This window comes from Polaribacter septentrionalilitoris (assembly GCF_009832745.1).
Classification (GTDB): domain Bacteria; phylum Bacteroidota; class Bacteroidia; order Flavobacteriales; family Flavobacteriaceae; genus Polaribacter; species Polaribacter septentrionalilitoris.
Genome location: NZ_VRMJ01000020.1, coordinates 1 through 12,371, shown reverse-complemented (window position 1 = coordinate 12,371; position 12,371 = coordinate 1). Strand labels below are relative to the sequence as shown.

Genomic DNA, 12,371 nt, shown 5'->3' with positions numbered 1-12,371 from the left:
TTGTAAAATAATTTTTTCCGCAAAGATAAAATTCCATAAACTTTCTAATTTTAGTATAAATATTCTTATGTTTTCTATTTTTCAGATTCTTTCAATTAAAACCTTCGCGAAAGATTGGTTTCCACAAAGATGAGATTCCGAAAAAAGATGCACTTTTTATTCTGATAATTTCCTTTTTCAGTTTGATTTTCAAATTCTAACAAATTATTTTTCCACAAAATTGAGATTCCAAAAACATGGCATTTTTCCTAAAAAAAGTTCTAAATTTTCGGATAAAATACTTTTCCAAAATGAGCAGAATTTTTCAGGAAAAACAATATTTTGATAGATTTTCTAATAACCTATGGACTGATTTTTTTCAATAATTTCTAATTTAAATAACGTTTAAAAGACTAAATTTTAAATTGAACGAGATTTTTCCTAAGTGTGATTGGGCTATTTTAGGCAACGTGATTGTGTATGGTTAGTTGCGTGTTTAAGCAACTAATTTAGTAAACAAAAACGAACGCGAGAAAATTCCGAAGGAATTTTCCGAATAAGCAACGACCAAAGCAATTAATTATACACGGTGTTGTGCGTAGGCTTTTATCATTTCGTCCATTTTCTCTTTCGGATATTTCCAATTCAACATTTTATTTGGTGAGCTATTTAGCCTATTGTTTAAATCTCTAAATGGCATATTCTCAAAACTTCCATAGTCATATTTCCAATCATCCATTTGAAATAAACAGTTATTCAAAGAACCATTTGTACTTCTGTCATTATTCGTTTTACACAAAGCTATTTCTCCTATTATTTTCTCAACCAATTTATAATCTGTTATAATTCCGTCATAAGCTAATTGTGAATACAGAGTTTCCTTAAAAATAGTCGATATATTTTTTAAATCACTTTTTTTTACATTCGGTAAAATCAGAAGATATTTTGTCAATTTATTGATAATTAACCAACATTTTTTATTACTCACATAAAATAGAGTAGCAGTCCAATTTCCTAAATATTCATTTTCTTCATTGTCGTTTTGAGAAATGAATTCATTAGTTACTTTTTCAAGTTTTCGAGTTGTATAAATGTTTGTTCCAATCATTAAATTATTTTGTATTTAATCTTATTGTTTAAAGCGCAAAAAAACTAACGTCTTTTTAATTTTAGTGAATTTATTAATTTTTACATTAAGATCTAAGAAAAACGCTCCAATTTAAATTCGAGCGTAATATTCCGTAAGAGTAAATAATTCTGGCGTTATGATTTTCAGATTTCGTATTGTAATTCCGATTGTTTTTTCGTTCGTAAATGCCTAAAAATTTGAATTCAGCTCTAATTTACGTTGGTCTGTTAGCTTACGCACAACGGTCTAGTATATGAAAAGTAGGCGATTACGAAGCACGAAACTTTCGTTTTTGCACAAAGTTTGATACGAGCCACAAACCTTGAATTTAGCACTATTTCGCCTATTTTTTATATACATTGTTGTGTGCTGCCTTTATTCATTCGGTTCAATATGAATTAGTACGTGTCCTAAATTCGGTATTTTTTCTCGTAAATAGTCCTTTAATTTATGTGCAATATCGTGCCCTGATTTTACTGTTATTTCACTATTTACAATTGCGTGTAAATCAACGTGATATTTCATTCCTGATTTTCGAATGAAACATTTTTCAGTATCCAAAACACCTTTAACTTCTATTGATTTTTCTCTAATTTCAAGTATTAGGTCTTCATAAAGTTGCTCGTCCATAACTTCTCCTAAAGCTGGTCGTAAGATTAAATAACTATTATATAAGATAAATGCGGAAGCAAATAATGCAGCCCAATCATCTGCTGTTTCATAACCTTTTCCAAATATGATTGCTATTGAAATTCCGATAAATGCCATTACCGAAGTTATTGCATCACTTCTATGATGCCAAGCATCTGCTTTTAGGGAAGAACTATTCGTTTGTTTACTTTTCTTAATTACGATTTGAAATGAGATTTCTTTCCAAACTATTATTAGACCCAAAACAATCAAAGTCCAAGATTTCGGGATTTTATGTGGTGTTTGAATGTTTAGGATACTTTCATAAGCGATTATTGTGGCAGAAACAACAAGAAAAGCAACTACTCCAAATGTAATTAATGGTTCAATTTTTCCGTGTCCATAGGGATGATTTTCGTCTGCTGGTCGTTTTGCATATTTAAAACCTAATAAAACTAAAAATGAAGCAAAAATATCAGTTGTTGATTCAATCGCATCTGCAATTAAAGCATAAGAATTCCCAAAAAATCCTGCAAGTCCTTTTATCAAAGCCAACGCAGTATTTCCAATTATGCTGAAATAAGTTGTTCGTATTGCAGTTTGTTCGTTATTCATTCGTTTTTTTTAGGTTGCACACAACGTGTTTGTGTATGCTTTGTTGCGTTGGTTTAGCGTAAATTTAGCAAATAATTACTTAATAGAAAATCCGCGAGGATTTTCGTAAGTTGGCTAAAAGAAAGCAATAAAATATACACGTTGTTGTAGCCAGTTTTTTACTTTCTTTTCCACCATTTAGGCTTTTTAGATTTCTCCCAATTTTTAAATCTTTTTTCCAAAACTGGTTTTAGTTTATCATAATTATTCCAATTATCTTCTATATGGTACAAAGTTGGTAAATCTCCTCCAAGACTTTCACAATAATCATCTATAAATTCACCTTTTTCATAATATTCAAATGTAAAATCATTTCCTTTTTGGGTTAAATCTTCTTCTAATAAAACTCCATCTAAATTTTCCTCAAAAAATTTCGCTCCAGTTATTTTTCGGTTTTTAACTTTTTCAACTTCACTAATTAATAATTCATCATTTTCAGGATTAAAAAAATCTTTTTCGATTATCCAAGCTAAATAGAATCCTGTATGAACATAACCTTGAAATATGTCTAGCTCTTCTGGAAAATCTCCACGAAAATGCCATTTTGCTTTATCATATACTTTATCGCTTTCAAGAGGTCTTTTGACTTTTACCTCAATATATTTTTTTGAAAGATATTCTTGTTTAATTTCATTTAACTCTTTTATGGCTTTATCATTTGTTCCACAATGTTTATTTGATTTAGCAATTCCGCTTTTACCAATTTTTCCATCGTGAACAGTTAAAGAATGACCTTCAACTTCCATTTGAATGAAACTTGTAGTAACTCTATTTTTCTTTTCTAATCTTACTTTCATTTCCTAAATTGGCTACAACGTTGATGTATAAGATTAGTTGCGTGGTTTAAGCACATAAGTTAGCAAATACAAACCGAATAGAAAATCCGCGAGGATTTTCGTAAGCAAGCTCTTACTAGCAATTAATTTTATACGGTGTTAGCTGTAGTATTTTTCTTTTCGTTATAATTCGATATTACAAATCCAATTGCAGCACCAAATAATGCTATCACCATTCCAATAACAATTGCATTTAGCCATTCAATTCGGTTTATTAAATTTTCATTTCGAAGAGCAATTAGTTTTTCTTGATTTATAATTTGTTCTCTTAATAGTTCTATGTTTTGTTGAACTTTATTATAAGCTAATGTTTTTTCAGGACTATCGATTATTCCATTTTCAATAATCTTTAATCTATTATCCACTCCTTTGTAGGTTGAACTTGAATCTATAACTCTTATAGAATCAATACTTGTAATAGGTTTTTGTTGTTTTAATTCTAATTCTTTTACTCTATTTTCAAGTTTTTCTAACTCCGAAAAAACTGCTATTCCTGATAATGTTTTTTCGTTTTTACTTTTGTCAATACTTATATAAAAGGTAACGATAGCTGTCACAAGCCCTAGTATTAAACTTGTAAGAGTCCATAGAGAAGTCTTTGTTTTAATCTCTCTTTTAATCTCTATATTTTTATATGTTCTCTCTTTAGCTTCTTTAGCCTCTGTTTTCTCTTCAATTTTTTTCTTAGCGGATAAAGTCTCAAATTCAGGAAATTCATCTTTTTTAATTGAAATCCAATCCTCGTCTCCATAAACTAATATTTGAAAATCATTCTCATCTAGAGGGAAAACAAGGTAAGAAGGCAACGACTCAGATTTGATAACTTTTAAATACTGTTCAATTTGATGACGAGCATTTTTTTTAATATTTGGATTAATATTATTTTTAAATTCTATTATTCCAATGTAATTTCCAATTCTTGTATCTAATAAAAGTAAATCTGCTTGAATTCTTTTAGCACCAATCGAATATGCAGGAGCTTGACTTAGTAAGCTATTTTTTGGATATCCTTTTTCTTCTTCAAGAAACTTAAGGAACTTTTCACTTAATTGTTGTTCATTCATTCGATGGTGGTGTTATATTACAGCTAACGGTTTTGTGTATGATTAGTTGCGTTGTTTAAGCAATTAATTTAGCAAATAAAAACCGGATAGAATATTCCGCAGGAATATTCGTAAGTAGGCTTGTAGTAGCAATTGATTATACACATTGTTGTAGCACGTTTTTTTATTTATTTTTTTTATAAGTCAAAATAATATCCTTATCTTCTGGTTGGATATGCTTAATTGTTGGATAATTATTAGAGTTCAATAAGCTGTCCCATTTTTTACTAAAATCATCCGAATTCACAGGTTTAATATAGGTTTCAATTCCGTTTTCGTATGAGTTTTTTATCGATTTCGATTCGTATAAATATTCTCGACTTAAATACTCAATTTGCTTAATCAATTTTCCGTCTTTATATAGCTTTACAAATCCATCACAAGTTGTCCATTGGCAATCTCCTCCAGGTAAAACAAATATTCCATTTTCATTCGATTCCAAAATAGACTCGTCGTCAATCAATTCAAGAGTTTTATTTGCATAATTGACGTTTACAAGTAACCAATTCCCTTTGTTGAAATTCCGATTTTTTAAAATGTTGTCAGAGTTCGAACAACTCGATAGTAAAATAAAAAATGTCGCTATTTTAATCGTTAATTTCATTGATTTGGGTAAATGTGCTACAACGTGTTTTTGTATGGTTTGTTGCGGGTTTAAGCAATAAAGTTAATAAATAAAACACGAACCAAGAAAATCCGAGAGGATTTTCGCAAGTAAGCTATTTGCAAGCAATAAATTATACAAGGTGTTGTAACACGTTTTTTATTTGTTAATTTTTATTTTTCGTTTTTTGTTATTCAGTTTTCTGTATTCCAAATACCATTCGGAATTTAAAATTTTCTCAAAATCTTCTTTAAAGTGAATACTTAGATTCAGGTTTCTAATTTCTTTTGGTTGTAAGTTTATGAATTTAAGATCATCAACTAGTATCAAAGAACTTGACATTCGTCTAGTTGAATTATCCTTGATAATTTTTGTTTTGTTATAATTTTTGTCTACTGACAAGAATTTAATATCTCGTAATAATTTTTTAGAATACTCAGACGTATTAATTAAATCTAAGTCAATATTTATACTTAGACTTTCGGTTTTTGGAGTAATAGACTCCACAATTTTAAACCCTCCAAAATCGTCTCTTTCTGAAAGATTATGTTTTACATCGTTTACATAAAATTTGACTCGACCATATCTTGATATTCTATTCAGAAAAGCACCAAGCAAAACCCCTAAAAGTGTTCCTAGAAGTCCAATTATTTCAACAAAATATTTTTCTATTAAATCGTACAAGTTAATCGTTTTTCTCTTTTAAATATTTTAGTAAATCCACAAGGTGCTGTTCCAAATGAGTTCTCATAGAAAATTCAAAATTCCAAATCGCATCTTTTTCGCTGGTGTTATCAAATCTCCATTGAACCTCAACTAAATCTTTGATTATATCAGTCAAATCGTCTATTGAATCACCAGTTATCAATTCTGCATTTTCATTAATTTTATGACTTTCCCAAACTGAATGATACCAACCGAATTCTGGGAAATGTTCAGTTACTATATTTCTCATTCCGTCATAATCTAAATTAATCGGTTCTTCATAATCGGTCTCATCAAATTCCGTTTCAACTTTCAGGTATTCATAGTAAATTCCAACTAATAGTCTTTGAATTTCAAGTGTTTTGTTTTCGGATTCAAGTTTTTCATTTGTCCCAAATTCAACAATTCTATCTATTAATTTCTTTAATTTACTCAATTCTTCTTGGTTTGGTCAAATGTGTTACAACGTGTTTATATATGGTTTGTTGCGTGTTTTAAGCAACTAATTTAGTAAATAATTACTGACAAAGAAAATCCGCGAGGATTTTCGTAAGTAGACAAAAAGCCAGCAATAAATTATATATGGTGTTGTGTACAGTAATTTTTAACAGCAATCCCAATAAAAATATGCTTTTGAAAAGTCCTTTTTAATTAGGTTTTCTTCGTTTATAAAAATATGTCCAAGTCCACTATCTCCAAACATTATGTGGTCATCAACATCTATTTGCAAAACTTGTATATCATCTCTTTGGTCTGCATTATAATCTCTTGGGTCAGATTGAGTAAATTCCGCATACCCACCAATTTTATGTCCCATTGCATTAAAATATTCTCCAAATACTTTCTCTTGTTCCTCATTCAAGTTTTCAGTAAAATCCCAATAGTCATCTCCGTCAAAAAGATAATCGAATTGAGAATCTTCAGAACCTCCTTTATCAATTCCTTTCTCAAACGATAATTGATGAAGTTTATAAATTGGCATTTCATCATATTCTTTTTCAGTGATAAATGAAAAATCAGTCATAGGTTCTATATCTAGTTCCTCAACAGAATGATAAATTATTTCAGAATCTTCTTCATACCAATCTGTTGATGATAAAAACAGTTGAAGAATTCCATTTTTTGGAAATGCTTTTATTTCTGGAATTTGCTCAAAATTAAGTTGAGCAATCATTATCATAGGTTTTCCATTTTTATCTTTTGGATACTCTTTGTGTTTCGGAAAGAATGGTTTTCCAAGAAATTTACTTTCTTTCAAATTAAGATTATCCTCAAGAAGTTTTTCTCTTCTTGGTTTTGCTTTTATTCGTACAAATTCTCGTTCGTACTTTTTTAAATCAGATTCAAATTTCTTTAAAAAGTCAGGAATCATTATTGTTCGTTTTATTGTACACAACGTTGTTGTATAAGAAAAGTTGCGGTTTTGTCAGCGAGGAATTTCCGAAGGAAATTCAGAAGTTGGCAAAAATGCAACTAACTTTGATTAAGCACTAATTTAGCAATTTTTTTTATACGGTGTTAGCTGTAGTTTTTTTCTCATTTCAAATTTTCTTTCTATAGTATTCTCTTCTTGTGAATCTAACATAATTTTCAACATTTTTTCTAATTCAATAAATTCAAATTCGACCATTTTAAAAGCTATTTTCTTAAAATAAAAACCTGAAATAGCGTGATACATTGCAATAGTTTGAATAGGTATTAAAATTCCACTTTCATATGTGTTTCCGTGAACAATTGTTTCATCACTTCTTTTAACATAACTGTAAAGAAGAGTTTTGTATGAGTTATGTGAGAATTTTGAAATATCAATATATTTTTTTCGCTCTTGTTCAAATTTTTCTTCACCTTCTTTACTTTTAATATAATCTCGATATTCTCTGTGAGGAATCATTTCGTTATTAAACCACTTTTCAACTTTCCTTTTTGATTTTTCAGATTTACTATTAAAAAATACTCCGAGGTCAATAGATTCGTCAATTGTTCTTAATAAATGGGCAGTAACCCTATGTGATTGACTTTTCAAAGATTGTACAATTTCAAAAGCAGAATCTAAAGCATTTATAGTTAACATATAAATTGCCTTTTCAGAAGTCTTTTCATTAAGTTTAAAAGAATATTCAGTTATTAAATATTTTCTTAATTCTTTAATTAATTTTTCAGATTCATTCCTAAATTGTTCTTGAGCTTCATATTCATATGGATTGTCCATTGCTTCTTGTGGATCTCTATTCCATATAAAATTTCTCATTATAATTTATTTTTCAGGTTTGAGTGATTAATTACAGCTAACGGTCTTGTATATGAAAAGTAGCGGATTTTAAGCACTAACTTTTCCGTTTATAACTGACCTTTAATTTGTTCATTTTGTTTCGTTTAAGCGATTAAACCGCTATTTTTTATATACGGTGTTAGGCAACGTTTTTATTCATCTAAATACATATCTGGCATATAATCTAAAAACCTAATACTTTTAATTGATTTCCGTTCAATATTTACCAAACCTCCATAAAAGAATAGCAAAGGTTTTTGAAAATATGGTCTTTTATGTTCATCATATGTTTCCAAACTTCTCCATCTGCTTTCTTCTACTTTTAAACTTTCTTTATAACCTTTTTCGTCTTTCTCAAAGACGACTCGAACCCATACTTTTAAATTAGCGGTAAATTTATGTTTATTATCTTTTGAATCAATATATGTATAATGTTCCAAAACTTCTACTTTTTCTATTTCAGATTCCTCAATCGTTTTATCATAACAATTTGAATGATATCTTTCACTAACATAACTTAAAAGTGCTCCAATATCTTTGCTTAAATCTTTTAGAATTCGTGTATGAGTAATTTTTTCTTTAATTAGTTCAGATGTAACAAAATCAAAATAGAATCCTTTTCTTTCAAGGAATTCAGGAATTGAATTTAGTACTTCCAAATTATCAATTTTGTATTTCTTTAGAAGGTTTTGAAATATTTCATTTTTCCCAAAGCCTTTATCTTTGGTTATGAAAGTTATTATACTTTTACTGAAAGTAATTTTTCTCCGACCAACTTTAGTTATTCTGTCTTCGTTTTCTTTTTTAGCAAAATTTAAAACAGAATCCCAAATTAAATAATCTCTTATTTGGATATTACTATCTTTTGTTTCTTTACTGTCTAATATGAATTTAGTAAGTACCAAACCACTAATCAGAGTAGGTCTTAAAACTGAGATATTGTGATTGTGAATAGGGTCTTTTTGTAAAGTTGCTCTAAAATGTTTTATTGCTTTTTCTAACTCCTTTTTTACATTATGTTCAATTTCATTTGGTGAATTGAAATAAGGGTCTCTAACTAAGTCTTTATTAGCTTTTATATAAGCATTTGTTTTGGAAGTCAAAACTGATTCGTAGTAGTTGTTAAATTCTTCTAGCACGATGTCAGACAATAAAACTTCGCCATCCGTATTCATTGTAAATGCGCAAAGATTCCTGTAATCCAAGTTTTCATTAAACTTAAGACCAAGCTCTCTATAAATTGAAGTATCTAAAACTACATAGTTTGCCATTTTTTTATCAAATGTTGCCTAACGTGTTTGTGTATGAGTTGTTGCGTTGATTAAGCGACTAATTTAGTAAATACAAAACCAACTAGAAAATCCGCGAGGATTTTCGTAAGTAGAGTAGAACTAGCAATTAATTATACACGGTGTTAGGCAACGTTTATCTTGGAAGATGTTCTTGACTTCCTTTCCATTTTAATGAATTAAGGAATTCTTGTAATATGGATTGTAATTTATTCATAGATTCAATAGATACTTCAACTTCTCCATATGTACCATCGCCTAGAGTTCCACCATAATTATCTCCATTTAAACTATTAATTATTAGAACACCACCATTTGGTGCGTGAACTAAAGTATTTGATATTGGTTTTAAATTTATTTTCTTTCGATATGCTTCACCTCTAATTCTATCTTCTTGATGGTGTGCACTATTTCTTAACTTTCTTAAACTTGGGAAGTTTTCAATCAATTTATTGTAAAGAGAACCACATTGTTCTGGGAATATTCCATCCTCTAATAATCTTTTAAATTCTTTTTCAAAATTGTCTAAAGCATATAAAAAAGTCTTTGCGTGAATGAAAATCAGTTTATGTTTCAAGTTTGAAGGAACTCTACCTTTTGCCCAGATATGTCTTTTGAATTCAGTTTCTACCTTAAAATTAATTTCTTCAAAATTCTCAAAACCATTATTTTCCGGGTATTCTAATTCTATTTTTTTTCTTAATTGTTTTTTTAATTCAGAATCATTATTCCAATTTTCTCTTTCTTTTTTGAAATATAACTGACTATTTTTCTTTTCCCCTAAATATAAGTTTAAAGCAATGTTTGCTTCAAAGAATGTACCTATAAGATGTCCTATTAGATTATCCAATTCGAAATTTTTACTGTCATCACTAACTTGATTTAGTCTATTCCCTTGTTTAGTTAGTTCGAAAATTATCATCTTAAGGTTTGGTTTTTTTATGTTGCCTAACGTGTTTGTACAAGGTTAGTTGCGTGGTTTAAGCACTAAATTTACTAAATAATTACTGACAAAGAAAATCCGCGAGGATTTTCGTAAGTAGGCAAAAAGCAAGCAATTAATTTTGTACGGTGTTACCTGTAGTTTTTTATTCCTCCATTATTTCTGAATAATTAAATGGAAATATTTGATTCAATTCATAAAACTGTTCAATTTCATCTTTTTTTTCAGATGTCATTAATTCCGCTAAAGATTTTCCATAATTTTTTATTGCAAATTCATTTCTAATTTCATTTCGTGCGATATAAATTTTATTCCTTATTTCACTGTATTTTTTATAACTCAAATTTTTGTCAAATAATGCTGAAATTAAAAGGTTTTCATTTACAATTACTTTTCCAGCGTAAGTAAATTCCTTCTCAATAGTTTTCGGCATACTTTTATTTTCGGGATTTGGAATTAGATATTTTTTCAGTTCAGGAATAATTAAATCGGGTTCAATTTTTTTTCCTTCTATTTCACAATTTCCATTTATGTCCACGTTAATTTCAAGAAAATTTCTTTCCTTTATTATTATTGGGTCAGATTCCGCATTTCTGATATTTTTCTCATAATTGTCATAACCATAATAATATTCGATAATTTTAAAATCTGATTCTAATAATTCATTCATTTCTTTAATTTCCTCTTTACAAGAGATAAAAATTGAAAAAGCAATTATTAAATATAAGATGACTTTCGTTTTTTTCATAATTACAGGTAACGTGGTTGTGTTATGGAAAGTTGCGTTTAAAGTGAACGGCTATTTTCCGCAGGAAAATAGAAGTTTACAAAAAAGCAACAAACTTTGGTTAATCTAAAAATAAGCAATTTTTTATACACGGTGTTAGGCACCGGCTTTTTCTTTTATAGTTTTATTAAACTTTGCTTATTCATTTTTTCTTCTTCATTTAGTTTAAAATCTGCTGTATTTATTTCAGGAATTCCAAATTTAATATGGCTTTTGGCATTCTCATAAATGTCTTGCATGATTAAATTTGTTATAATTTCCTTAGCTTCTTTGTAGGTTTTATTTCCTTTAATTTCATAGTTAACTTTATAAATTATTTTTCCACTAATATTTGTTGTTATAAATGTTAAACCCGATTCTAATTTAAAACTTTGATGAATATTTTTAACGAAATCAGCATTACAAGATTTTGAAAATATTCCGTTTTTGACAATAATATTTTCATTATTTAAATCAATTATCAAAGGGTTCTTTGAATTAATATCTCCAAATTTTTTCCCATTTAAAACTACCACTATCTCAGTTGTTTTATAAGTAATTTGTTCATTAGAATTATTAATTCTTCCAATATTTTCAGAACTATTCCATTCACTTTCAATTTCTCTCAACATATTTGTTGAAACAGCTGAATCATTATTGTTTTTTTGGTTCAAAAAATAAATTCCGATTATTGAGAAAAGAATAAAAAATATTATTAAAACTTTTTTTTTCATATGTAATTTAATCGAAATTATTTCATTTGGTTCTGTTTGGTAGCTTGTGCCTAACGTTTATGTATAAGGAAAGTTGCGTGTTTGTATGCGAGGATTTTCCGAAGGAAAATCAGAAGCTAGCAAACAAGCAACTAACTTTGGTTTAGTTAAAACTAGCAATTTTTTTTATACGGTGTTACCACACGTTTTTTTTATTCAAATTGTATATTTTTTATAATACTGTTGTCAATTCCCATTTGATTAAAATTAAGAATTTCGCCAACTTTTCCTTTAGGTTTTGGATGATTTGAAATTGTTGTATCTAATTCCACAATGTAAGCTTTCTTTTCTTTGGTTTTGAATATCACGGCGTCGAAAATTCCATTGGTATGAACTATTGTGAAATCAGAAATTTCATCTCCATAGTCTTTGTAGAAGGTTAATAACCTTTCAGATTTGTAATCAGATATTGGTTTTTTTTGTGATTCAATTTTCTTATTAATTTTTTCTGCTATTTCTTGATTGTCAGATTTCTCATTTTTCTGAGCGCAAGAAATTGTAAAAAATAAAATTCCAATAATTATTAAAGTAGTTTGTCTCATAATTTTTTTCATAATGTGTGGTAACGTGTTTGTGTTATGGAAAGTTGCGATTTTGTGCCATCGTTATTTTCCGTAGGAAAATATAAGATTGCAAAAAAACAACCAACTTTGATTAAGCTAAAAATAGCAATTTTTTATACACGGTGTTG

General features: G+C 28.4%; 14 protein-coding genes. All 14 read right to left on the bottom strand.

The annotated features are described in order from the left end of the window. Positions 1–559: 559 nt before the first annotated feature. Entirely contained in the window at positions 560–1,087 is a 528-nt protein-coding gene (locus FP421_RS04460) for a DUF6933 domain-containing protein (RefSeq protein WP_159948038.1), read from the bottom strand. 396 nt (positions 1,088–1,483) lie between these two features. After that, positions 1,484–2,353, bottom strand: coding sequence for a cation diffusion facilitator family transporter (locus FP421_RS04455; protein WP_100871389.1), 870 nt, complete (start codon positions 2,351–2,353; stop codon positions 1,484–1,486). A gap of 158 nt (positions 2,354–2,511) precedes the next feature. Continuing rightward, positions 2,512–3,189 (bottom strand): DUF7832 domain-containing protein, encoded by a 678-nt coding sequence (locus FP421_RS04450; RefSeq protein WP_159948036.1) that lies wholly within the window; start codon positions 3,187–3,189, stop codon positions 2,512–2,514. Positions 3,190–3,317: 128 nt separating this feature from the next. Continuing rightward, complete coding sequence (locus FP421_RS04445) at positions 3,318–4,292, bottom strand: hypothetical protein (protein ID WP_159948034.1); 975 nt, start codon at positions 4,290–4,292, stop codon at positions 3,318–3,320. 163 nt (positions 4,293–4,455) lie between these two features. Continuing rightward, complete coding sequence (locus FP421_RS04440; RefSeq protein ID WP_159948032.1) at positions 4,456–4,794, bottom strand: hypothetical protein; 339 nt, start codon at positions 4,792–4,794, stop codon at positions 4,456–4,458. Positions 4,795–5,094: 300 nt separating this feature from the next. Next, the gene (locus FP421_RS04435) at positions 5,095–5,619 is read right to left on the bottom strand and encodes a hypothetical protein (protein ID WP_159948030.1); all 525 of its coding nucleotides are present in this window, start codon (positions 5,617–5,619) and stop codon (positions 5,095–5,097) included. Between the two features lies 1 nt (position 5,620). Further along, positions 5,621–6,076 (bottom strand): DUF5063 domain-containing protein, encoded by a 456-nt coding sequence (locus tag FP421_RS04430; protein ID WP_159948028.1) that lies wholly within the window; start codon positions 6,074–6,076, stop codon positions 5,621–5,623. 168 nt (positions 6,077–6,244) lie between these two features. Continuing rightward, a complete protein-coding gene (locus FP421_RS04425) occupies positions 6,245–7,012 on the bottom strand; it encodes a YwqG family protein (RefSeq protein WP_159948026.1) in 768 nt (255 codons plus the stop codon). A 123-nt stretch (positions 7,013–7,135) separates the two neighbouring features. After that, positions 7,136–7,888, bottom strand: a complete 753-nt coding sequence (locus tag FP421_RS04420; RefSeq protein WP_159948024.1) for a hypothetical protein — start codon at positions 7,886–7,888, stop codon at positions 7,136–7,138. 173 nt (positions 7,889–8,061) lie between these two features. After that, positions 8,062–9,180 carry a PIN domain-containing protein gene (locus FP421_RS04415; RefSeq protein WP_159948022.1) on the bottom strand — a complete coding sequence of 373 codons (1,119 nt, stop codon included), beginning with the start codon at positions 9,178–9,180 and terminating at the stop codon, positions 8,062–8,064. A gap of 154 nt (positions 9,181–9,334) precedes the next feature. Beyond that, positions 9,335–10,120, bottom strand: coding sequence for a hypothetical protein (locus tag FP421_RS04410; protein ID WP_159948020.1), 786 nt, complete (start codon positions 10,118–10,120; stop codon positions 9,335–9,337). Between the two features lie 166 nt (positions 10,121–10,286). Further along, a complete protein-coding gene (locus tag FP421_RS04405; protein WP_159948018.1) occupies positions 10,287–10,889 on the bottom strand; it encodes a hypothetical protein in 603 nt (200 codons plus the stop codon). Positions 10,890–11,044: 155 nt separating this feature from the next. After that, positions 11,045–11,641 carry a hypothetical protein gene (locus tag FP421_RS04400; protein ID WP_159948016.1) on the bottom strand — a complete coding sequence of 199 codons (597 nt, stop codon included), beginning with the start codon at positions 11,639–11,641 and terminating at the stop codon, positions 11,045–11,047. 191 nt (positions 11,642–11,832) lie between these two features. Next, positions 11,833–12,234: a hypothetical protein gene (locus tag FP421_RS04395; protein WP_159948014.1), complete on the bottom strand. Its 402-nt coding sequence runs from the start codon at positions 12,232–12,234 to the stop codon at positions 11,833–11,835. Positions 12,235–12,371: the final 137 nt, after the last annotated feature.